This is a genomic window from Citrobacter sp. CK198 (genome assembly GCF_030333295.1).
In the GTDB taxonomy this organism is placed as follows: domain Bacteria; phylum Pseudomonadota; class Gammaproteobacteria; order Enterobacterales; family Enterobacteriaceae; genus Citrobacter_B; species Citrobacter_B koseri.
The window spans coordinates 394,976-416,755 of record NZ_JAOWGE010000035.1 but is presented as its reverse complement, the minus strand read 5'-3'; the positions used below and the strand labels follow the sequence as shown (position 1 = coordinate 416,755).

General features: G+C 55.8%; 22 protein-coding genes. 16 read left to right on the top strand and 6 right to left on the bottom strand.

Annotated features, from left to right (window positions below):
• The 4 genes from ytfR to OGY62_RS19770 all read left to right on the top strand — a co-directional run bounded on the left by ytfR (position 1) and on the right by OGY62_RS19770 (position 4,721).
• Positions 1–1,503 carry a galactofuranose ABC transporter, ATP-binding protein YtfR gene (gene ytfR, locus OGY62_RS19785; RefSeq protein WP_286460451.1) on the top strand — a complete coding sequence of 501 codons (1,503 nt, stop codon included), beginning with the start codon at positions 1–3 and terminating at the stop codon, positions 1,501–1,503.
• A gap of 13 nt (positions 1,504–1,516) precedes the next feature.
• On the top strand, positions 1,517–2,539 hold the full coding sequence (gene ytfT / locus OGY62_RS19780; protein WP_024130780.1) for a galactofuranose ABC transporter, ATP-binding protein YtfT: 1,023 nt from the start codon (positions 1,517–1,519) through the stop codon (positions 2,537–2,539).
• Entirely contained in the window at positions 2,526–3,527 is a 1,002-nt protein-coding gene (gene yjfF, locus OGY62_RS19775; protein ID WP_024130779.1) for a galactofuranose ABC transporter, permease protein YjfF, read from the top strand. Before ytfT ends, yjfF begins: the two co-directional genes overlap by 14 nt.
• A gap of 81 nt (positions 3,528–3,608) precedes the next feature.
• The gene (locus OGY62_RS19770) at positions 3,609–4,721 is read left to right on the top strand and encodes a methyl-accepting chemotaxis protein (protein ID WP_080750335.1); all 1,113 of its coding nucleotides are present in this window, start codon (positions 3,609–3,611) and stop codon (positions 4,719–4,721) included.
• 102 nt (positions 4,722–4,823) lie between these two features.
• On the opposite strand, the gene fbp is transcribed toward OGY62_RS19770, so the two are convergent.
• Positions 4,824–5,822, bottom strand: coding sequence for a class 1 fructose-bisphosphatase (gene fbp / locus OGY62_RS19765; protein WP_024130778.1), 999 nt, complete (start codon positions 5,820–5,822; stop codon positions 4,824–4,826).
• 175 nt (positions 5,823–5,997) lie between these two features.
• Here fbp and mpl point away from each other — a divergent pair, with 175 nt between their 5' ends.
• Positions 5,998–7,371 carry a UDP-N-acetylmuramate:L-alanyl-gamma-D-glutamyl-meso-diaminopimelate ligase gene (gene mpl, locus OGY62_RS19760; RefSeq protein WP_024130777.1) on the top strand — a complete coding sequence of 458 codons (1,374 nt, stop codon included), beginning with the start codon at positions 5,998–6,000 and terminating at the stop codon, positions 7,369–7,371.
• Between the two features lie 32 nt (positions 7,372–7,403).
• Here the strand turns inward: mpl and OGY62_RS19755 are convergent, their stop codons facing one another.
• Together OGY62_RS19755 and yjgA are read right to left on the bottom strand one after the other, a co-directional pair.
• Positions 7,404–7,667, bottom strand: coding sequence for a hypothetical protein (locus tag OGY62_RS19755; RefSeq protein WP_286460450.1), 264 nt, complete (start codon positions 7,665–7,667; stop codon positions 7,404–7,406).
• Between the two features lie 25 nt (positions 7,668–7,692).
• The gene (yjgA, locus tag OGY62_RS19750; RefSeq protein WP_012134373.1) at positions 7,693–8,244 is read right to left on the bottom strand and encodes a ribosome biogenesis factor YjgA; all 552 of its coding nucleotides are present in this window, start codon (positions 8,242–8,244) and stop codon (positions 7,693–7,695) included.
• 95 nt (positions 8,245–8,339) lie between these two features.
• Between yjgA and pmbA the strand changes: the two genes are divergently transcribed.
• The 11 genes from pmbA to OGY62_RS19695 all read left to right on the top strand — a co-directional run bounded on the left by pmbA (position 8,340) and on the right by OGY62_RS19695 (position 17,872).
• Positions 8,340–9,692 carry a metalloprotease PmbA gene (gene pmbA / locus OGY62_RS19745; protein ID WP_047459405.1) on the top strand — a complete coding sequence of 451 codons (1,353 nt, stop codon included), beginning with the start codon at positions 8,340–8,342 and terminating at the stop codon, positions 9,690–9,692.
• A 44-nt stretch (positions 9,693–9,736) separates the two neighbouring features.
• Positions 9,737–10,123, top strand: a complete 387-nt coding sequence (cybC, locus tag OGY62_RS19740) for a cytochrome b562 (protein ID WP_130028971.1) — start codon at positions 9,737–9,739, stop codon at positions 10,121–10,123.
• Positions 10,124–10,454: 331 nt separating this feature from the next.
• Positions 10,455–10,775, top strand: a complete 321-nt coding sequence (locus OGY62_RS19735; RefSeq protein ID WP_012134369.1) for a glycine dehydrogenase — start codon at positions 10,455–10,457, stop codon at positions 10,773–10,775.
• 10 nt (positions 10,776–10,785) lie between these two features.
• Complete coding sequence (locus tag OGY62_RS19730) at positions 10,786–11,148, top strand: SFCGS family glycine-rich protein (protein WP_012134368.1); 363 nt, start codon at positions 10,786–10,788, stop codon at positions 11,146–11,148.
• 2 nt (positions 11,149–11,150) lie between these two features.
• Complete coding sequence (locus OGY62_RS19725) at positions 11,151–11,450, top strand: DUF4312 family protein (protein WP_012134367.1); 300 nt, start codon at positions 11,151–11,153, stop codon at positions 11,448–11,450.
• 22 nt (positions 11,451–11,472) lie between these two features.
• The gene (locus tag OGY62_RS19720) at positions 11,473–12,249 is read left to right on the top strand and encodes a DUF4311 domain-containing protein (RefSeq protein ID WP_012134366.1); all 777 of its coding nucleotides are present in this window, start codon (positions 11,473–11,475) and stop codon (positions 12,247–12,249) included.
• A 14-nt stretch (positions 12,250–12,263) separates the two neighbouring features.
• The gene (locus tag OGY62_RS19715; protein ID WP_012134365.1) at positions 12,264–12,908 is read left to right on the top strand and encodes a DUF4310 family protein; all 645 of its coding nucleotides are present in this window, start codon (positions 12,264–12,266) and stop codon (positions 12,906–12,908) included.
• Between the two features lie 58 nt (positions 12,909–12,966).
• Complete coding sequence (locus OGY62_RS19710; protein ID WP_112001304.1) at positions 12,967–14,100, top strand: amidohydrolase/deacetylase family metallohydrolase; 1,134 nt, start codon at positions 12,967–12,969, stop codon at positions 14,098–14,100.
• Positions 14,084–15,202: a DgaE family pyridoxal phosphate-dependent ammonia lyase gene (locus OGY62_RS19705; protein ID WP_286460448.1), complete on the top strand. Its 1,119-nt coding sequence runs from the start codon at positions 14,084–14,086 to the stop codon at positions 15,200–15,202. The genes OGY62_RS19710 and OGY62_RS19705 overlap by 17 nt, the downstream gene beginning before the upstream one ends.
• Positions 15,199–15,939 (top strand): 2-dehydro-3-deoxy-phosphogluconate aldolase, encoded by a 741-nt coding sequence (gene dagF, locus OGY62_RS19700; RefSeq protein ID WP_286460447.1) that lies wholly within the window; start codon positions 15,199–15,201, stop codon positions 15,937–15,939. Before OGY62_RS19705 ends, dagF begins: the two co-directional genes overlap by 4 nt.
• Positions 15,940–15,961: 22 nt before the next feature.
• A complete protein-coding gene (locus OGY62_RS19695) occupies positions 15,962–17,872 on the top strand; it encodes a BglG family transcription antiterminator (protein WP_058668474.1) in 1,911 nt (636 codons plus the stop codon).
• Positions 17,873–17,969: 97 nt separating this feature from the next.
• Here OGY62_RS19695 and nrdG read toward each other — a convergent pair whose 3' ends face one another.
• The 3 genes from nrdG to OGY62_RS19680 all read right to left on the bottom strand — a co-directional run bounded on the left by nrdG (position 17,970) and on the right by OGY62_RS19680 (position 21,779).
• Positions 17,970–18,434: an anaerobic ribonucleoside-triphosphate reductase-activating protein gene (nrdG, locus tag OGY62_RS19690; protein WP_071257371.1), complete on the bottom strand. Its 465-nt coding sequence runs from the start codon at positions 18,432–18,434 to the stop codon at positions 17,970–17,972.
• Positions 18,435–18,651: 217 nt separating this feature from the next.
• Positions 18,652–20,790 (bottom strand): anaerobic ribonucleoside-triphosphate reductase, encoded by a 2,139-nt coding sequence (gene nrdD / locus OGY62_RS19685; RefSeq protein ID WP_047459384.1) that lies wholly within the window; start codon positions 20,788–20,790, stop codon positions 18,652–18,654.
• 404 nt (positions 20,791–21,194) lie between these two features.
• Positions 21,195–21,779, bottom strand: a complete 585-nt coding sequence (locus OGY62_RS19680) for a fructose PTS transporter subunit IIA (RefSeq protein WP_200097126.1) — start codon at positions 21,777–21,779, stop codon at positions 21,195–21,197.
• Position 21,780: the final 1 nt, after the last annotated feature.

The following is a 21,780-nucleotide window of genomic DNA, read 5'->3' as shown; positions in this document are numbered from 1 at the left end:
ATGACCATCGACCAAAATCAGGAAATCCTCCGTACCGAGGGACTCAGTAAATTCTTTCCCGGCGTTAAGGCGCTGGATAACGTCGATTTTAGCCTGCGCCGGGGCGAAATCATGGCGCTGCTCGGGGAAAACGGGGCGGGAAAATCAACGCTGATTAAAGCATTAACCGGCGTATACCATGCCGATCGCGGCACTATCTGGCTGGAAGGCCAGGTGATTTCACCGAAGAATACCGCGCATGCCCAGCAACTGGGGATCGGAACCGTCTACCAGGAGGTTAACCTTCTGCCCAATATGTCGGTGGCGGATAACCTGTTTATCGGTCGTGAGCCCCGGCGTTTTGGCCTGCTGCGGCGCAAAGAAATGGAGAAACGCGCTACAGAATTGATGGCCTCTTACGGCTTTTCGCTGGATGTGCGTGAGCCGCTCAACCGCTTTTCCGTTGCAATGCAGCAGATTGTCGCTATCTGCCGGGCCATCGATCTCTCCGCGAAAGTCCTGATCCTCGACGAACCCACCGCCAGCCTCGACACCCAGGAAGTTGAGATGCTGTTTGGCCTGATGCGCCATCTGCGCGATCGCGGCGTCAGCCTGATCTTTGTTACGCACTTTCTCGATCAGGTTTATCAGGTGAGCGATCGGATCACCGTGTTACGCAACGGCAGCTTTGTCGGCTGCCGCGAAACCCGCGAGCTTCCACAGATCGAACTGGTGAAAATGATGCTGGGGCGCGAACTGGAGACCCATGCGCTACAGCGGGCGGGGCGCACTTTGCTGAGCGATAAACCGGTGGCTGCCTTTAAAGATTACGGCAGGAAGGGCACCATCTCGCCGTTCAGCCTGGAAGTCCGCCCCGGCGAGATCGTCGGTCTGGCAGGGCTGTTGGGATCGGGGCGTACCGAAACCGCAGAGGTGATCTTTGGCATTAAACCGGCCGACAGCGGCAGTGCGATGATCAAAGGTAAACCGCAAACCCTGCGATCGCCGCATCAGGCTTCATGCCTTGGGATCGGCTTTTGCCCGGAAGACAGGAAAACGGACGGCATTATTGCCGCCGCATCGGTACGGGAAAATATCATTCTGGCGCTACAGGCGCAGCGAGGCTGGCTGCGGCCGATTTCCCGCAGAGAACAGCAGGAGATTGCCGAGCGTTTTATCCGCCAGTTGGGCATTCGTACCCCCAGTGCGGAACAGCCGATTGAATTTCTCTCCGGCGGCAATCAGCAAAAAGTGTTGCTGTCGCGCTGGTTGCTGACCAAACCGCAGTTCCTGATCCTGGATGAGCCGACACGCGGCATCGACGTTGGGGCGCATGCGGAGATCATCCGCCTGATCGAAACGCTGTGTGCGGACGGGCTGGCGCTGCTGGTCATCTCCTCTGAACTGGAGGAACTGGTGGGCTATGCCGATCGGGTGATCATCATGCGCGATCGTAAACAGGTGGCGGAGATCCCGCTGGCGGAACTGTCCGTTCCGGCGATCATGAACGCCATTGCGGCGTAAGGAGAATAGTGTGATGCCTCAGTCTCTCCCGCAAACCACACCGCCGAAGCGACGTTTTCGCTGGCCGACAGGTATGCCGCAGATCGTGGCATTGCTGCTGGTGCTGTTGGTGGACAGCCTGGTGGCGCCGCATTTCTGGCAGGTGATTTTGCAGGATGGTCGCCTGTTCGGCAGCCCGATTGACATTCTTAACCGCGCGGCTCCCGTTGCGCTGCTGGCGATTGGGATGACGCTGGTGATCGCCACTGGCGGTATCGATCTCTCCGTCGGGGCGGTAATGGCGATTGCCGGAGCGACCACTGCCGCCATGACGGTGGCCGGGCACAGCTTACCGGTGGTGCTGCTCGCGGCGCTGGGAACAGGCGTACTGGCGGGCTTGTGGAATGGCATTCTGGTGGCGATCCTTAAAATTCAGCCGTTTGTCGCCACGCTCATTCTGATGGTGGCCGGACGTGGCGTGGCGCAACTCATCACCTCCGGGCAGATCGTCACCTTTAACTCACCCAACTTATCGTGGTTCGGCAGCGGTTCGCTGCTGCTGTTTCCGACGCCCGTGATTATCGCGCTGCTTACCCTGGTGGTGTTCTGGCTGCTGACCCGTAAAACGGCGCTGGGGATGTTCATTGAAGCGGTGGGGATCAACATTCGGGCGGCGAAAAATGCCGGGGTGAACACCCGCATTATCGTCATGCTCACCTATGTTCTGAGCGGCCTGTGCGCGGCGATTGCGGGCATCATCATCACGGCGGATATTCGCGGCGCGGACGCCAACAACGCCGGACTCTGGCTGGAACTGGACGCCATTCTGGCCGTGGTTATTGGCGGCGGCTCGCTGATGGGCGGGCGCTTTAACCTGCTGCTGTCGGTCGTGGGCGCATTGATTATCCAGGGGATGAATACCGGCATCCTGCTGTCAGGCTTTCCGCCGGAGATGAACCAGGTCGTCAAAGCCATCGTGGTGTTATGCGTGCTGATTGTGCAGTCGCAGCGCTTTATCAGTCTGATAAAAGGAGTGCGTGGTCGTGATAAAACGTAACTTACCGTTGATGATCACCCTCGGGGTTTTTGTGCTGGGCTACCTCTATTGCCTGACGCAGTTCCCCGGTTTCGCCTCAACCCGGGTTATCTGCAACATCCTGACCGATAACGCTTTCCTCGGGATTATCGCGGTTGGCATGACCTTCGTGATCCTCTCCGGCGGCATCGATCTGTCCGTGGGATCGGTGATCGCGTTTACCGGCGTTTTTCTGGCGAAGGCCATTGGCTACTGGGGGATCTCGCCGCTGCTGGCCTTCCCGCTGGTACTGGCGATGGGTTGTGCGTTCGGGGCATTTATGGGGCTACTGATTGATGCGCTGAAGATTCCGGCGTTTATCATTACGCTGGCGGGGATGTTCTTCCTGCGTGGCGTCAGCTACCTGGTGTCTGAGGAGTCGATTCCGATTAACCACCCGATTTACGATACGCTCTCCAGCCTGGCGTGGAAAATCCCCGGCGGCGGGCGTCTGAGCGCAATGGGGCTGCTGATGCTGGCGGTGGTGGTGATCGGTATTTTCCTCGCGCACCGTACGCGGTTTGGTAATCAGGTTTACGCCATTGGCGGAAATGCGGCGTCGGCGAACCTGATGGGGATTTCGACGCGCAGCACCACCATCCGTATTTATATGCTCTCTACCGGGCTTGCGACGCTGGCGGGTATTGTTTTCTCCATTTATACCCAGGCCGGTTATGCGCTGGCGGGCGTTGGCGTTGAGCTGGATGCCATCGCATCGGTGGTGATTGGCGGTACGTTGCTGAGCGGAGGCGTGGGGACGGTGTTAGGTACGCTGTTCGGCGTGGCGATCCAGGGGCTGATCCAGACCTATATTAACTTCGATGGCACGCTGAGTTCCTGGTGGACGAAGATCGCTATCGGGATTTTGTTGTTTATTTTTATTGCCTTGCAGCGTGGTCTGACGGTGCTGTGGGAGAATCGCCAGAGCTCTCCGGTTACGCGTGTCAACACAGCCGCAACACCGAAGTAACATATTGAATTTCCTGAAACGTATAAACTTTTTCCGGTTGTAGTCGATAGATTCTATATCCCTACAACCGGAAAGATAACGATGCCAAAATCCCTCTCTATTCGTACAAGTTTACTGGTTTTACTGTCTTTACTTACCCTGCTCCTGTTGCTGACGGGCGGTATGGGGCTCTACGCCTCCACCCGTATTATCACTTCCTGGGTCTATTATGGGGTGATGACGGGGGCGACGCTGGCCGCCATCGGCCTGCTGGCGCTGGTATGGCTGATGTTGCGTAATAAGCTCCTGAAACCTCTTGATAATGTTGTTGAGCAACTGGAGCGTCTGGCGACAGGGGATTTATCGCCGACGGTAAGCCGTTTTGCCAGCTCTGAATTTAACCGTCTGAATACCGCCCTTGAAGAGATGCGTGCGGCGCTGAGTGAATCCGTGGTACGCGTTCGTGACGCCAGCACGCAAATTGATACCGGCAGCCGTGAACTGACGGCGGGCAACCTGCATCTGGCGCAACGCACGGAGTCTACGGCCACCTCGCTGGAACAGACAGCCGCCAGCATGGAAGAGCTGACTGCGACGGTGAAACTGAACGCTGAAAATGCCGATCAGGCGCACCAACTGGCGAAATCAGTCTCGGACACCGCCGATCGCGGCAGCGAGATGGTGTGCTATGTCATTGAGAAAATGCGTGATATTTCCGGCAGCTCTGACCGTATCGCCGATATTCTCGGCGTAATTGACGGCATCGCTTTCCAGACCAATATTCTGGCGCTGAATGCCTCCGTTGAAGCGGCGCGCGCTGGTGAACAGGGGCGCGGTTTTGCGGTGGTTGCCGGTGAGGTGCGTAATCTCGCCAGCCGCAGCGCCGATGCTGCGAAAGAGATCCGCGCGCTCATCAGCGACTCGCAAACGCATGTCGGAGAGGGCAGCGATCTGGCGATGCAGGCCGGTGAAACGATGGATGAGATTGCGACAGAAGTGATGCGCATGACCAAACTGATGCGTGAGATTGCCAGTGCTTCTCAGGAACAGAGCCGGGGCATTGAGCAGGTGAATATCGCGGTCAGTCAGATGGATGAAACCGCACAGCAGAACGCGGCGCTGGTACAGCAATCTTCCGCAGCCACCCGTTCGCTGGAAGAGCAGTCCCATGCGCTGCTGGAGGCGATGGCCGTATTTAAGCTACAGGCAGCGTAACCGAACGTAGGCCGGATAAGGCGAAGCCGCCACCAGGCAATAAATTGCCGGATGGCAACGCTGCGCGTTTTATCCGGCCTACATCCGTGCGATTAATGATAATTATGCGTCCGGGAACTCGCGGATGAAGCGTTCTACGTCTTCCACCATATGATCGGTGCCGACGAAGAACGGACGGCGCTGGTGCAGGCTTTCCGGCGTAATATCCAGAATGCGCTCTTTACCGTCGCTCGCTTTGCCGCCCGCCTGCTCAGCCAGGAAGGCCATCGGGTTGCATTCGTACAGCAGACGCAGTTTCCCTTCCGGGTGGCTGGCGGTGCTCGGGTAGAGGTAGATCCCGCCTTTCAGCAGGTTGCGGTGGAAATCCGCCACCAGGGAGCCAATATAGCGCGAGGTGTACGGGCGATTCGTGGACTTGTCCTCTTCCTGGCAGAACTTAATGTACTTCTTCACGCCATTCGGGAATTTGATGTAGTTGCCTTCGTTAATGGAGTAGGTGTTGCCCTTCTCCGGGAAGCGCATACGCTCCTGGCACAGGCAGAAAACGCCCAGCGACGGATCGTAGGTGAAGGCGTGTACGCCGCAGCCGGTGGTGTAAACCAGCATGGTTGAAGAGCCGTAGACCACATAACCCGCAGCCACCTGCTTGTTGCCCGGTTGCAGGAAATCTTCTTCCGTCACCGGCGTGCCGACAGGCGTTACGCGGCGGTAGATAGAGAAAATAGTACCGACAGAGACGTTAACATCGATGTTGGACGAGCCATCCAGTGGGTCCATCAGCACCACGTATTTCGCGTGTTCGCAGCCTTCAAAGACGACAATTTCATCTTCTTCTTCAGAAGCGATGCCTGCCACAATATCGCGCGCCTTCAGTGCAGCTTTCAGTTTTTCGTTCGCGAACAGGTCGAGTTTCTGCTGAACCTCGCCCTGCACGTTCTCAGCACCGCTGGCACCCAGGATATCGACCAGACCGGCCTTGTTGATATCACGGTGGATGATCTTGGCGCCCAGCTTTATTGCCGACAACAAAGCAGTGAGCTCACCGGTAGCATGAGAGAACTCGTGCTGCTTTTCGACAATAAATTCACCTAACGTTTTCATAACACTTTCCCTGCAATTGATATGGAGTAAAGCGACCGTAACAATCTTAACAAATATTTCAGCGGCCGCGCTCAGGTGAATCGCGCCAGCAAAGTACGGAATATCCTGAAATGCGTTTCTCACTTGCCTGACATGTGCGTAAAATGGCCCCCAGATTAAAAAAGGGTAGTGACGTATGCGCATTCATATTTTGGGAATTTGTGGCACTTTCATGGGCGGTCTGGCGATGCTGGCGCGCTCGCTCGGTCATGAAGTAACGGGTTCGGACGCCAATGTGTATCCGCCGATGAGTACCCTGCTTGAGAAGCAGGGCATTGATTTAATTCAGGGTTACGACGCCAGCCAGCTCGACCCACAGCCAGACCTGGTGATCATCGGCAACGCCATGACCCGTGGAAATCCGTGTGTTGAAGCGGTGCTGGAAAAGAACATTCCGTATATGTCCGGCCCGCAGTGGCTGCATGACTTTGTTCTGCGCGATCGCTGGGTGCTGGCCGTAGCCGGTACGCACGGTAAAACCACCACGGCAGGCATGGCGACCTGGATTCTGGAAGCCTGCGGTTATCAGCCGGGCTTCGTGATTGGCGGCGTTCCGGGCAATTTCGACGTTTCTGCCCGTCTGGGTGAAAGTCACTTCTTCGTCATTGAGGCGGATGAGTACGACTGCGCGTTCTTCGATAAGCGTTCCAAGTTTGTGCATTACTGCCCGCGCACGCTGATCCTCAACAACCTTGAGTTCGACCATGCGGACATCTTTGACGATCTGAAAGCGATTCAGAAGCAGTTCCACCACCTGGTGCGCATCGTGCCGGGGCAAGGGCGTATTATTTTCCCGGAACACGACATCAACCTGAAGCAGACGATCGCGATGGGCTGCTGGAGCGAGCAGGAGCTGGTGGGCGAGCAGGGGCACTGGCAGGCGAAGAAACTGAACGCGGATGCATCCGTTTGGGAAGTGTGGCTGGACGGTGAAAAAGCCGGTGAAGTGAAGTGGTCGCTGGTCGGTGAACACAATATGAATAACGGGCTGATGGCGATTGCCGCCGCTCGTCATGTTGGCGTGATGCCTGCGGATGCGGCTAACGCGTTGGGATCGTTCATCAACGCCCGTCGTCGTCTGGAGTTGCGCGGTGAAGCCAACGGTGTGACGGTGTATGACGATTTCGCTCACCACCCGACGGCGATTCTGGCGACGCTTGCGGCGTTGCGCAGTAAAGTGGGCGGTACGGCGCGTATTCTTGCGGTGCTGGAACCGCGCTCCAACACCATGAAGATGGGTCTTTGCAAAGACGATCTGGCTCCGTCGTTAGGGCGTGCGGATGAAGTGTTCTTGTTGCAACCGCAGCATATTCCGTGGCAGGTGGCGGAAGTCGCGGATGCCTGTGTTCAGCCTGCGCACTGGAGCGGGGATGTGGACGCGCTGGCCGATATGGTGGTGAAAACCGCGCAGCCTGGCGATCATATTCTGGTGATGAGCAACGGCGGGTTCGGCGGCATCCATCAAAAACTGTTGGATGGCCTGGCGAAAAAGGCAGAGGCGGCGGAGTAATCATATGCCCGGTGGCGCTGCGCTTACCGGGCCTACAATCTGTAGGCCGGATAAGACGCATTGCGTCGCCATCCGGCAAATACCAATGCACCAGGCTGTAGGCCGGATAAGACGCGTTGCGTCGCCATCCGGCAATACCAAATGCACCAGGCTGTAGGCCGGATAAGACGCGTTGCGTCGCCATCCGGCAATACCAAATGCACCAGGCTGTAGGCCGGATAAGACGCATTGCGTCGCCATCCGGCAATACCAAATGCACCAGGCTGTAGGCCGGATAAGACGCGTTGCGTCGCCATCCGGCACACTTAACTCACGTACGCATTACTCTTCGTTTTCCGCCAGCTCACGCAGATACTGGAAGATCTGCCGCGCCGACTTCGGCGGCTTATTGCCTTCTTTCTCTTTCTTCGCGTTGCGGATCAGCGAGCGAAGCTGTTGACGGTCGGCATTCGGCCACAGGCTCAGCACTTCCTCCACCGCATCATCACCTTCAACGATCAGGCGATCGCGCAGTTGCTCAAGCTTATGGAACAGCACCACCTGCTGGTTGTGGCGGTTTTTCAGCTTATCCAGCGCCTGACGAATAGGTTCAACGTCGCGTTGACGCAGCATCTTACCGATCAGCTGCAACTGACGACGGCGGCCTTCCATCTTAATACGCTGGGCCAGCTCAATGGCGGCGCGCAGATCCGCATCAAGCGGGATCTTATCCAGCGCGTTTTTCCCCAGATCCACAATTTCCGCGCCCAGGCGTTTTAACTCCTCGGCATCGCGTTTAATTTCACTTTTGCTGACCCAGATAATTTCATCGTCTTCGTCTTCGATGTCATCACCGGGAACGTCGTCGAGCCAGTCTTCGGGCTGCTTTGTCATGTCAGGCTCCTTAAAAAAAGAGGCTAATGTTACCAGTTAAGATGCGCACTGAAAAACGGTTCTCTGTTAGACTTCAGAGAAACTCTCTCTACAGTATGGCATTTGCGATGAAAGTAATCTCACAAGTTGAAGCGCAGCGTAAGATTCTGGAAGAAGCGGTCTCAACAGCCCTGGAGCTCGCCTCAGGCAAATCAGACGGCGCGGAAGTCTCTGTCAGCAAGACCACCGGCATCAGCGTCAGCACCCGTTATGGTGAAGTGGAGAACGTAGAATTTAATAGTGACGGCGCGCTGGGGATCACCGTTTATCACCAGAACCGTAAAGGCAGCGCGTCATCCACCGATTTAAGTCCGCAGGCGATTGCCCGTACCGTACAGGCGGCGCTGGATATTGCTCGCTATACCTCGCCGGACCCGTGCGCGGGCGTGGCAGATAAAGATCTGCTGGCCTTTGAGGCGCCGGATCTCGACCTGTTCCACCCGGCGGAAGTGACCCCGGATGAAGCCATTGATCTGGCTGCTCGCGCGGAGCAGGCGTCGTTACAGGCGGATAAACGTATCACCAACACCGAAGGCGGCAGCTTTAACAGCCATTACGGCATCAAAGTGTTCGGCAACAGCCACGGCATGTTGCAGGGGTATTGCTCCACGCGCCATTCGCTCTCAAGCTGTGTCATCGCCGAAGAAAAGGGCGACATGGAGCGTGATTACGCCTACACCATTGGCCGCGCGTTAGGTGATCTGCAAACGCCGGAATGGGTGGGCGCCGAGTGCGCGCGCCGTACGTTATCTCGCCTGGCGCCGCGCAAACTCTCGACCATGAAAGCGCCGGTGATTTTCGCGAATGAAGTGGCGACCGGGTTGTTTGGCCATCTGGTCGGCGCGATTGCGGGCGGCTCGGTATACCGTAAATCGACCTTCCTGCTCGACTCGCTGGGTAAACAGATTCTGCCGGAATGGCTGACCATCGAAGAACACCCGCATCTGCTGAAAGGGCTGGCCTCTTCGCCGTTCGACAGCGAAGGTGTGCGCACAGAGCGTCGCGACATTGTGAAAGACGGCGTGCTGACCCAGTGGCTGCTGACCAACTATTCCGCGCGCAAACTGGGGCTGAAAAGCACCGGGCACGCGGGCGGCATCCATAACTGGCGCATTGCCGGGCAGGGGCTGAGCTTTGAACAACTGCTCAAAGAGATGGGCACCGGTCTGGTCGTCACCGAACTCATGGGCCAGGGAGTGAGCGGCATTACTGGCGACTACTCCCGTGGTGCGGCCGGTTTCTGGGTTGAGAACGGCGAGATCCAGTATCCGGTCAGCGAGATCACCATCGCCGGGAATTTAAAAGAGATGTGGCGCAATATCGTCACCGTGGGTAACGATATTGAAACGCGTAGCAATATACAGTGTGGTTCCGTGCTGTTACCGGAGATGAAAATCGCCGGGCAGTAGCACTCGTTTGTTTTCTTTTCATAATAAAAATGAGGAAGTGAGCAATGCGTAAAAACCTGTTAGCTGTTCTTGCCATATCATCCCTGGCGTTCAGTTCGGCGGTGTTTTCTGCCGATCTTGAAGACAATATGGACACGCTTAACGACAATCTGAAGGTGGTGGAAAAAACGGATAACGCGACCGAACTGAAAGACGCGTTAAGCAAAATGCGCGTTGCTGCGCTGGATGCGCAAAAAGGCACGCCGCCTAAGCTGGAAGATAAAGCCCCGGATAGCCCGGAGATGAAGGATTTTCGCCACGGTTTAGATACGCTGGTCGGTCAGATTGACGGCGCATTAAAACTGGCGAATGAAGGCAAAATCAAAGAGGCGCAAGCGGCGGCGGAAGCGTTTAAAACCACCCGCAACGCGTACCATAAGAAGTATCGTTAATAACGTGATGTAGGCCGGATAAGACGCATCGCGTCGCCATCCGGCATTTCCCCTGGGCTATAAGTAATCCCTATTCCCGTCACACTTTTTCACATTCGGCGATCGCGCGAATGTGCTTTTTCTCATCGGTTTTTCCGCCTTTCCTTGGGACGTATGTCACAGTTTTTCAGCGATAAATCGCCAAATCCCCCTTTTCTGTGGAACAGATCACTGTCGCCACTCGCCTTTCCACTTCGAAGTGGAAAACAACTCGCTACAAACTTTTAACCCCTGCCGTTAGTTTTAACCCAGAGCCATTAACGGGGTAAGACGAGTGAATAACGGAGCAGTAATGAACGACATGGGGGAGCAGGTGACGGAGATCGGTGAACTGGCCGATCGCATGCTGGCGCAGGTGTATGCCTTACTCAGCGAACATCACATCATTCCCAACGCCGTACAGGAACAAATGCTGACGTCTCATGTTCGCGCCATGGCGCATCGGTCAGTGACCGGCGAGCCTTTGCCGGAAGTGGATGCCAGTTTATTTGATGAAATTTCAGCCGAATCAATGGCACTTGCCCGCGACATCGTGGCGGCGTTTGGCAACCTTCCAGAGGAAGAAGCCTGGCTGCTGTCAGTACATTTCGAAGTCGCGAAAGACAACCTTTAAGGAGCAAAAAATGGAACAGATTACAGTCGTAATTGGCGATCGTCTGGGTAAGGGCCAGAAAGTGGCGGCAGGTGTAGAAAAAGCCGGTGGTCGTGCGGTGGTGGTGCCGGGCGTGGCGGCGGATATGAAGCTGGGCGACGTGATGAAAGCGGAAAACGCCACCTTTGGCATCTCTTTTTGCGGTAGCGGCGGCGCGGGCGCCATCACGGCGCAAAACAAGTATGGCTACAAAGCCAAATACGGGATGCGCTCTGTGGATGAAGGCGTCACGGCTATCAACGAAGGCTGCAACGTGCTGGGGTTCGGCTTTATGGATAAAGAAGAACTTGGCGAGCGTCTGGTTCAGGCGTGGCAGAAGAAATACGGCGCTTAAGTATGAAAGAACAATTCACCACTACGGTGAGAGTCACCGGTAAAGGCGAAGCCAAAGCGCGCGCCTTTGCCGATGCCCTGAACCACGTTCAGGGCGCGGTGATGAAAGCATCGCCGCATATTTTATTGCGTATTGAGCCACAGGATGTGCAGGTTGTTCAAGCGCGTGAAACGGTGCGCAAAGAAGCGTTTTTATTTGTCTTTTTGCGCCGGGAAAGACGCACCTACAGCGTGGAGCTGGAAGTGACCGTCAACGTGACTGCCATCAATCTCGACAAGGTGGACTTCGTCGCGCAACGCTGATTCTTTATTAAAAGGCATAAATATGTTCCTGATAATATTAATAAAATCGCTCATCATTGGTGGCCTGGTCGGCGTCGGTGTGGGCGCCGGGGCTGCACGCATGTTTCATGCGCCGACTACACAGGGTATGGGCGCGTTTCGTACATTGGGGGAACTGAACTCCTGTGAAGGAGACCCGGCTTCTCACTTCTCCTTCGGTCTGGGCTTCTTCTTCAACGCCTGGGCTTCATCCGTTGCGGCGGGTTCATTCACGCAGGATGTCGATCACCGCATCATCCCGAACTGGGGCGCGGCAGCGCTGATGATCAAAAACCGCAATGTCGGCGAGACGCTGCACGATCCGAAGAAAATGGCGATTGCCTGCGGCATCATCGGCATGATCGTCGTGACCTTCCTCAACCTTACCGCCTCTTCCGTACCGGAAGCGTTGCAGGTCACCGCCGTTAAGGTATTGGTGCCTGCGGCTAACCTGCTGGTGAATACCGTGATGCCGGTTATCTTCTGGCTGGCGGCGATCGACGCCGGGAAAAAATCAGGCTTCTGGGCCACCGTGTTTGGCGGCGCGGCGCAGCTGATCATGGGTAACGCCGTTCCGGGTCTGGTGCTGGGTATTCTGATCGGCAAAGGCGTTGAAGAGAGCGGCTGGAACCACGTCACCAAAGTGATGATGGTCGCCATTGTGGCGCTGTTTGTCCTGAGCGGCTTCTTCCGCGGCTTCGACATGAAGATGATCGAATCCTTCAATATGACCGTGCCGAACTGGCTCGAACTGATCCACGGCTCGCTCAGCGGCAAATAACGGAGGCCATCATAATGGAACAGAATAAAGGTTTTTGGTATGCCGACTGGTCGTTCCCGATCTTTGTAGGCTTGCTCTCATCCGGCGTTTTTGCCGGGACGCATATGTACTACCTGTACGGTATCGGCGCGTTTAACGAAGTGGCCTTTGTGGCAATGCTGAAAGCGGGGATGGACACCGGCGTTTACGGTGCGGTGGCTGCGTTTGGCGCAAGCTTCCTGTTTGCCCGCATTATCGAAGGGTCGCTGGTGGGGATTCTGGACATCGGCGGGGCGATCCAGACCGGCGTCGGTCTTGGGGTTCCGGCGCTGCTGCTGGGCGCAGGGATCGTTTTCCCGGTCGCTAACTTTGTCGCCTCGTTAATCACCGGTCTGGTGATTGGTCTGGCAATTGGCTACGTCATCATTCTGGCGCGTAAGTTCACCATCAATCAGAGCGACTCCACCTACGGGGCGGACGTGATGATGGGGGCGGGTAATGCGTCAGGCCGCTTCCTGGGGCCGCTGATCATCCTCAGCGCGATGACCGCCTCGATTCCAATCGGCGTGGGTTCTTTGCTGGGGGCGTTGCTGTTCTATCTCTGGCAGAAGCCGATCACCGGCGGCGCGATCCTCGGCGCCATGATTTTAGGTTCGATCTTCCCGATTGCCATTAGCTAACTGTTGATTTGTAGGCCGGATAAGGCGGTTACGCCGCCATCCGGCAAAGGAGAGAGCGATGTATGATTTACTCCTGCGCCGTGCGCGTCTGGTTGACGATACGGTGAGCGATATCGCCCTGAAGGACGGCAAAATTGCCGCGTTGGGCAATATCCAGCAACCGGCGGCGAAAACCGTCGATCTGCGCGGCGAGTATTACGTTAGCGCAGGGTGGATTGATTCCCACGTCCACTGCTATCCGAAATCCCCGATTTATCACGATGAGCCGGACAGCGTCGGTATTGCGACAGGCGTCACCACCGTTGTTGATGCGGGCAGTACCGGCGCAGACGACATTGATGATTTCTACACGCTGACCCGTGAAGCGGCCACTGAAGTTTATGCGTTGCTGAATATCTCCCGCGTAGGGCTGATCGCACAAAACGAACTGGCGAATATGGCCAATGTCGATGCGGACGCCGTGAAACAGGCGGTGAAACGCCATCCGAATTTCATTGTGGGCCTGAAGGCGCGAATGAGCAGCAGCGTGGTGGGTGAAAACGGCATTACGCCGCTGGAATGCGCCAAAGCGATGCAGAAAGAGAACGGCGATCTGCCGTTGATGGTACACATCGGCAACAATCCGCCGGATCTGGATGAGATCGCTGAGCGTCTGACGGCGGGTGATATCATCACTCATTGCTATAATGGCAAACCTAATCGCATTCTGACGCCGGACGGTGAGCTGCGCGCGTCAATCACCCGGGCGCTACAGCGCGGCGTGCGCCTGGACGTTGGTCACGGCACTGCCAGCCTGAGCTTTGCGGTCGCGCAGCGCGCGATTAGCTTAGGCATTTTGCCGCACACCATCAGCTCGGATATCTACTGTCGTAACCGCATCAATGGCCCGGTTTATTCGCTTGCCAACGTGATGTCGAAATTCCTCGCTATCGGCATGACGCTGCCGCAGGTGATCGACTGTGTGACGGCAAATGCCGCTGATGGCCTGAACCTGAAAAGCAAAGGCCGCCTTGAGCCAGGTCTGGACGCCGACTTGACCCTCTTTACGCTCAGGCGCCAGCCAACCGTGCTGGTGGACGCTGAAAACGACAGCTTACAGGCTGAAAAATTGCTGGTGCCGCTTGCCGCCATCCGTGCGGGTAAGGGCTATGTAACCGAACAAGGGAGTGCTGAACGTGACTTCGATTTATGAAAAATACAATCTGAAACAAGTGATTAATACATCAGGGCGCATGACCGCGCTCGGTGTTTCCACCCCGCGCCCGGAAGTAGTGCAGGCGGCAATGGATGGCATGAACCAGTACTTTGAGATGAAAGATCTGGTCAATAAAACCGGGGAGTACATTGCAAAACTGCTGGATGTGGAAGGGGCGACGGTCGTCTCCTGCGCCTCGGCGGGAATTGCCCAGTCGGTAGCGGCGGTACTGGTTCAGGACAGCGACTGGCTGCTGGAAAACCTGCATGTTACTCCGATCGAGAATAACGAAATTGTATTGCCGAAAGGGCACAACGTTAACTTTGGCGCGCCGGTTGGCACGATGGTGGCGCTGGGCGGCGGTAAGTTGGTCGAAGCCGGTTATGCCAACGAATGTTCCGCAGCGCAGCTTGCGGCGGCGATCACTCCGCGCACGGCGGCGATCCTCTATATCAAATCTCACCACTGCGTGCAGAAAAGCATGCTCAGCGTAGAGCAGGCGGCGGTAGTCGCGCGCACGCACAATTTACCGTTGATTGTGGATGCGGCGGCAGAAGAGGATTTGCAGTGTTACTACCGCGTCGGCGCGGATCTGGTGATCTACAGCGGCGCGAAAGCGATTGAAGGGCCGACCAGCGGTCTGGTGATCGGTAAAACTCAGTACGTCGAGTGGGTGAAACGCCAGACGGCGGGCATTGGCCGCGCCATGAAAGTCGGCAAAGAGGGCATCCTCGGGCTGACCTGCGCCATCGAACTCTACCTGAACGCGCAGAAAGAGAGCGGCGCGGAGATGGTCGAAAAAATGACGCCGTTTATTGATGCGCTGAATGCGATTAATGGCGTGAGCGCCCGCGTGGTGTGGGACAGCGCTGGACGCGATATCGCGCGAACGGAAATTAAATTCGATGAGGCCGTGACCGGCATTGCCACCGGCGATCTGGTGGAAGCCCTCAAACAGGGTGAGTACGCCATCTATTTCCGTGGCTACAAAGCTAACGAAGGCATTATTGAGGCGGATGTCCGCAGCGTAAATCAGGCGCAACTGGAGATTGTGGCACGCCGTATTCGCGACGTGATTAATCAGGAGAAAAAAGCATGAAACTGACCCCTAACTTTTACCGTGACCGCGTTTGTCTGAACGTTCTGGCGGGTTCCAAAGAGAACGCCCGTGAGATTTATGCGGCGGCGGAAGGCCATGTGCTGGTCGGCGTGCTCTCCAAAAATTACCCGGATGTCGACAGCGCGGTGGCGGATATGCGCGAATACGCGGCGCTTATCGACAATGCCCTCTCTGTTGGCCTGGGGGCTGGCGATCCGAATCAGTCGGCGATGGTGAGCGACATCTCTCGTCAGGTGCAGCCGCAGCACGTTAATCAGGTCTTTACCGGCGTGGCGACCAGCCGCGCGCTGTTGGGGCAGGGTGAAACGGTCGTTAACGGTCTGGTCTCCCCGACGGGGACGCCGGGCAGGGTGAAAATTTCTACCGGCCCGCTGAGCAGCAAAACGCCGGACGGCATTGTTCCCGTGGAGACGGCGATTGCCCTGCTGAAAGACATGGGCGGCAGCTCGATTAAATACTTCCCGATGGGCGGCCTGAAATGCCGTGATGAGTACAAAGCGGTAGCGGAAGCCTGCGCCCGTCACGACTTCTGGCTGGAGCCGACTGGCGGTATCGATCTGGAAAACTTTGGTGAGATTTTGCAGATTGCGCTTGATGCTGGCGTCAGCAAAATCATTCCTCACATTTATAGTTCGATTATTGATAAGGTGAGTGGCAACACCCGTCCAGACGATGTGCGCCAGCTGTTGGCCATTACCCGGACGTGCGTAGGTTAATAGCAAGAGTGAGGTAAGTGACGTGCGATTCCCCAACCAACGTTTGGCACAGCTGTTTGATATGTTGCAAAACGAGACGCTGCCGCAGGATGAGCTGGCGCAGCGGTTGTCGGTTTCCACGCGCACCGTGCGGGCGGACATTACTGCGTTGAATGCGTTGCTGACGCAGTATGGCGCGCAGTTTGTTCTGAGCCGGGGCAACGGTTATCAGCTCCGAATTGACGATCCGACCCGCTATCAAACCCTGCGGGAGCAGCAGCCGAGTACGCTGCGCATCCCGCGAACCAGCCAGGAACGGGTGCACTATCTGGTGGTTCGTTTCCTGACGTCCGCTTTCTCGCTCAAACTGGAAGATCTGGCGGATGAGTGGTTCGTCAGCCGCGCGACGCTGCAAAACGATATGGCGGAAGTTCGCGAGTGGCTGCGCCGCTATCATCTGACGCTGGAAACCCGCCCGCGCCACGGCATGAAATTGTTCGGCAGCGAAATGGCGATCCGCGCGTGTCTGACCGATCTTCTGTGGACGCTGGCGCAGCAGGACCCGGCGAACCCGTTGATTGTGGAAGAAGCGCTTAACGCGGGCGTACCGGAACAATTGCAGCCGATTTTGCAGGAAATATTTACCCGTTTTCGTATTCGTTTGACAGATGAAGGCGAGCTGTTTTTACGCCTGTATTGCGCCGTCGCGGTACGGCGCATCAGCGAAGGGTATCCGCTGTCGGAATTTACCACGGAAGAGGTGGAGGACAACGTCTGCTTCGCGGCGCGGGATATTGCGGCGGTGCTGCAACACCTGGCGGATAAACCGCTGTCGGCGTCTGAAGAGAACTGGCTGAAGGTACACATTGCCGCACGGCAGGTGCAGGAGATTGCTCCCAGCGCCATCAATGCCGATGACGATGAAGCGCTGGTTAACTATATCCTCCGTTTTATCAACACGCAGTACAACTATAACCTGTTGAATGACAAACAGTTACATGCCGACCTGCTCACCCACATCAAAACGATGATCACGCGGGTGCGCTATCAGATAATGATCCCCAATCCGCTACTGGAAAACATTAAGCAGCACTACCCTATGGCGTGGGATATGACGCTGGCGGCCGTGTCGGGTTGGGGAAAATACACGCCATATACCATCAGCGAAAACGAGATTGGTTTTCTGGTATTGCATATCGGCGTTGGGCTGGAGCGTAGTTACAACATCGGTTACCAACGGCAGCCTAAAATCCTGCTGGTATGTGACGCGGGAAATGCGATGGTACGCATGATCGAAGCGGTGCTGGCGCGGAAATATCCGCAGATTGAGATCGTGAGAACCCTGACTCTGCGTGACTATGAGCAGCGGGACAGCATTGCCGAAGATTTTGTCATCTCTACCGCGCGCGTCAGCGAAAAAGATAAGCCGGTGGTCATGATTGCGCCATTCCCTACCGACTACCAGCTGGAGCAGATCGGCAAGCTGGTGCTGGTGGACAGAACCCGCCCGTGGATGCTGAACAAATACTTCGACGCCGCCCACTTTCGCATTATTGACGGTGCAATGGATCAGCAGACGCTGTTTAAGACATTGTGCGATCAGCTGCAAAGCGAGGGGTTTGTGGATGCGGAGTTTCTCGACTCGGTGGTTGAGCGTGAGGCCATTGTCAGCACGATGTTAGGCGACAGCATCGCCCTGCCGCACGCCCTGGGATTGCTGGCGAAGAAAACGGTGGTCTATACCGTGCTCGCGCCGCAGGGCATCGTCTGGGGAGATGAGACGGCGCACGTCATCTTTTTACTCGCCATCAGTAAAAGCGAGTACGAAGAAGCAATGGCGATCTACGATATTTTTGTCACTTTCCTGCGTGAGCGCGCCATGACGCGACTCTGCGCCAGCCAGAATTTTGCCGAGTTCAAAGCGGTAGCGATGGAGTGCGTGAGCCGTTTTTGAGAGGCGTTTTCCAGAAATGAATGTTAATGCAAATGTAATGCTATAACGCATTACATTTGTTTATCCTGAAGCAGAGAAACGGCGTTAAAGAGTGCGCTCAACGTAAATGATGGACGACCTGGTTACTGCTGCCGCGCCAGATCAGCATCGGGTCTTTAAGATCCTGTACGAATTTACCGTCGACCAGCACGTTAATCAGATCCACAACCTGCATTTGCGCGGCGTTGAGCTCATCCAGCTTATAACCCGTCCATACCCAGATGTCTTTGCCGGGGCACTCTTCGCGAATGCGTTGCACCAGTTTCAGAATGTCCGGTACGTTTTGGGGATGCAGCGGATCGCCGCCAGACAGTGAGATCCCCTGGCGTTTAATCCGCGCGTCGTTCAGATCGTTAATGATCTGGTCTTCCATCTCTTTCGTAAACGGTTTACCCGAATTGAGCCGCCAGGTGCTTTTGTTGTAACACCCGGGGCATTCATGCACGCACCCGGAAACAAACAGAGTACAGCGCGTGCCGGGGCCGTTGACGATGTCGACGGGGTAGTACTGGTGAAAGTTCATTGTTTCCTCGTTGCATTTGGCGCTGTAGCGGCGTTGGCCGCTCTCACTTACCCAGGTCACTTACTTATGTAAGCTCCCTGGGATTCGTTCGTTTGCCGCCTTGCTACAACACCAACTGCTTAGAGGAAACTCATGAAATTGGAACTATAGCCAGCGGTTGTAGGCCGGATAAGGTGTTTACACCGCCATCCGGCATTTACGTATTGCAAACGGAGGATTAACCGATCTGCCCATTGCCTAAATGCTTAACGCGGCGCTTCACTTCTTCCTGCTTACCGGCGTTAAACGGACGCGCATCCGGGCTGCCTAAATAACCGCATACGCGGCGGGTGACTGAAACACGCGCGGCATCGTGGTTACCGCATTTCGGGCAGGTAAACCCTTTGCTGGTGCACTCGAACTCGCCGGTAAAGCCGCACTCGTAACACTCATCGATTGGCGTGTTGGTTCCGTAATACGGCACATGCTGATAGCTGTAATCCCAGACGTCTTCCAGCGCTTTCAGGTTGTGCTGAATGTTCGGGTATTCGCCGTAGCAAATGAAGCCACCGCTCGCCAGCGGCGGATACGGCGCTTCGAAATCGATTTTATCGTACGGGTTCACCTTCTTCTCCACGTCGAGGTGGAAGCTGTTGGTGTAGTAGCCTTTATCGGTCACGCCCGGCACGACGCCAAACTCAGCGGTATCCAGACGGCAGAAACGGTCGCACAGGTTCTCGCTCGGCGTGCTGTACAGGCTGAAGCCATAGCCGGTTTCGTCTTTCCACTGATCCACTGCCTGACGCAGGCGCTCGACAATGGCGATACCTTTGGCGCGCAGCGCTTCGCTGTCGTACAGATGTTTGTCGCCAAACAGCGCGTTGATGGTTTCGTGAATACCGATATAGCCCAGCGAAATTGACGCGCGGCCGTTTTTAAAAATCTCGGAAACGTCATCGTCAGCTTTCAGGCGGACACCACAGGCGCCTTCCATATAAAGGATTGGCGCAACGCGGGCTTTCACGCCTTCCAGACGGGCGATACGGGTCATCAGCGCTTTACGCGCCAGCACCAGGCGATCGTCCAGTAGCTTCCAGAACGTTGCTTCATTGCCACCGGCTTCCAGCGCGATACGCGGCAGGTTGAGGCTGATGACGCCCAGGTTGTTGCGGCCATCGTGAACCTGTTCGCCGTTCTCATTTTCCCAGACGCCGAGGAAGCTGCGACAGCCCATAGGCGTTTTGAACGAACCGGTCACTTTCACCACCTGATCGTAGTTCAGGATGTCTGGATACATGCGTTTGCTTGCGCACTCCAGCGCCAGCTGTTTGATGTCGTAGTTCGGATCGCCAAACTTGTGGTTCAGACCGTCGCGAATCGCAAACACCAGTTTCGGGAACACGGCGGTTTTACGGTTCTTACCCAGACCTGCGATACGGTTACGCAGGATGGATTGCTGAATCAGGCGCGATTCCCAGCTGGTGCCGAGGCCAAAACCAAAGGTGACGAACGGCGTCTGTCCGTTGGCGGTGTGCAGCGTGTTCACTTCGTATTCCAGAGACTGGAAAGCGTCGTAGCACTCTTTCTCGGTACGGGCGTGCGCGTAGCCGTCAGCGTCCGGGATCTGCCACTCTTCGGCGGTCTTACGGTGTTTATTGAAGCTGGCGGTAACAAACGGCGCCAGCACTTCATCAATACGGTTGATGGTGGTGCCGCCATAAATATGGCTGGCGACCTGTGCGATGATTTGCGCGGTTACGGCCGTGGCGGTGGAGATGGATTTCGGCGGCTCGATTTCCGCATTCCCCATCTTAAAGCCCTGCGTCAGCATGCCTTTCAGATCGATCAGCATACAGTTGAACATCGGGAAGAACGGAGAATAGTCGAGATCGTGATAGTGAATGTCGCCGCGCTCGTGCGCCTGCACCACATCACGCGGCAGCAGATGCTGACGGGCGTAGTGTTTCGCCACGATACCGGCCAGCAGATCGCGCTGGGTCGGGATCACTTTACTGTCTTTGTTGGCGTTTTCGTTCAGCAGCGCGGAGTTGGTTTGCTCAACCAGACCACGAATTTCCTGGTTCAGACGGCCACGTTTTTCACGTTGAATATCACGGTCATGGCGGTATTCAATGTAAGCGCGAGCGAGTTGTTTGTACGGCCCGGACATCAGCTGGTTCTCAACGGCTGTCTGGATCTCGTTGATATCAACCTGGCTGCGCTCATTCATCTGGTTACTAACGACTTCTGCGACGGTGGCGCAGTAATCTGCGTCATCGACTCCCGCTGCTTTAGCTGCACGCAGAATGGCTTCCTTGATGCGCTCTGATTTAAACGGCACTTTACAGCCATCTCGTTTCATCACATGCGGTGTCATGATCACTCCATATTTATAAGAACAGGTTATCCACAGAGGCTGAGGAAGTCTGCGTGGGTTTATTCATCTCTCTATCCAACGACTTCCCGCAATCCCGACCCACGTTATCCACAACATCACCGTTATGGCGTCGTGTTGTGTTTGTAGCAATTGTAGTCGATTAATACAACATATTGGGTCGGGTTTCATTTTAAGTTCTATATGTAGTGATTTGCATCAAAGATGTTTACGATTTTATTGATTCAGAACAAAGTAAAAATTTAAGAGTACGAATGGCGGGCGCTTGCGCTTAATGTAAATTTTTGGACTTAAAAATTGCGTAAAAATTCAACAAAATTCGGGCGTTAAGCCAGGCGTTCGTCAAACCGGCGCGAAAAGAAACAACCGGTTTGACGCAGGAGGGGTTATTGCGCTGTTGCGTTCATCCAGTGAATACCCGCATTGATAAATGCAGCAACAGCGACGATCCCCAAAACCAGGGGGACAAGCCGGGTGTTTTTTACCGCAATAGTGGGTTCTGGCGAAACCGAAGGCACATCTGGCGAGAGCAGCGCAAGAACCTCTTCGGCAGAGGAAGCGTTGATGAGTGATTCACGCACTTTATCGTCCACCAGAGACGAGGTTAGTCGGGTTAATAATTGCATATGCGTACTGCCTGCTTCTTCTGGGGGAATCGCCAGCAGAAATACCAACTGAACCTCCTCGTCCCCCTCAAGACCCGGCCACATGACGGGCTGGCGAAACAGGGCGACGCTAAATGCGGCCTGGACAACCGAGCCGCATTTCCCATGTGGGACAGCCAGCGACTCTCCCAACGCCGTGGGCCCTTCGCTTTCACGGCGCAGGACGCTATCAATAAACATCGCCTTGTCGTTGATCAGGCCCTGCCTGAACAGGGCGGCGGACATCTCCCCGATCACCGCTTCAGGAGTGCGGTGCGGCGGATCGATAAAAATCAGTTCAGAATGCGTAAGCGCGGACAACTCCATG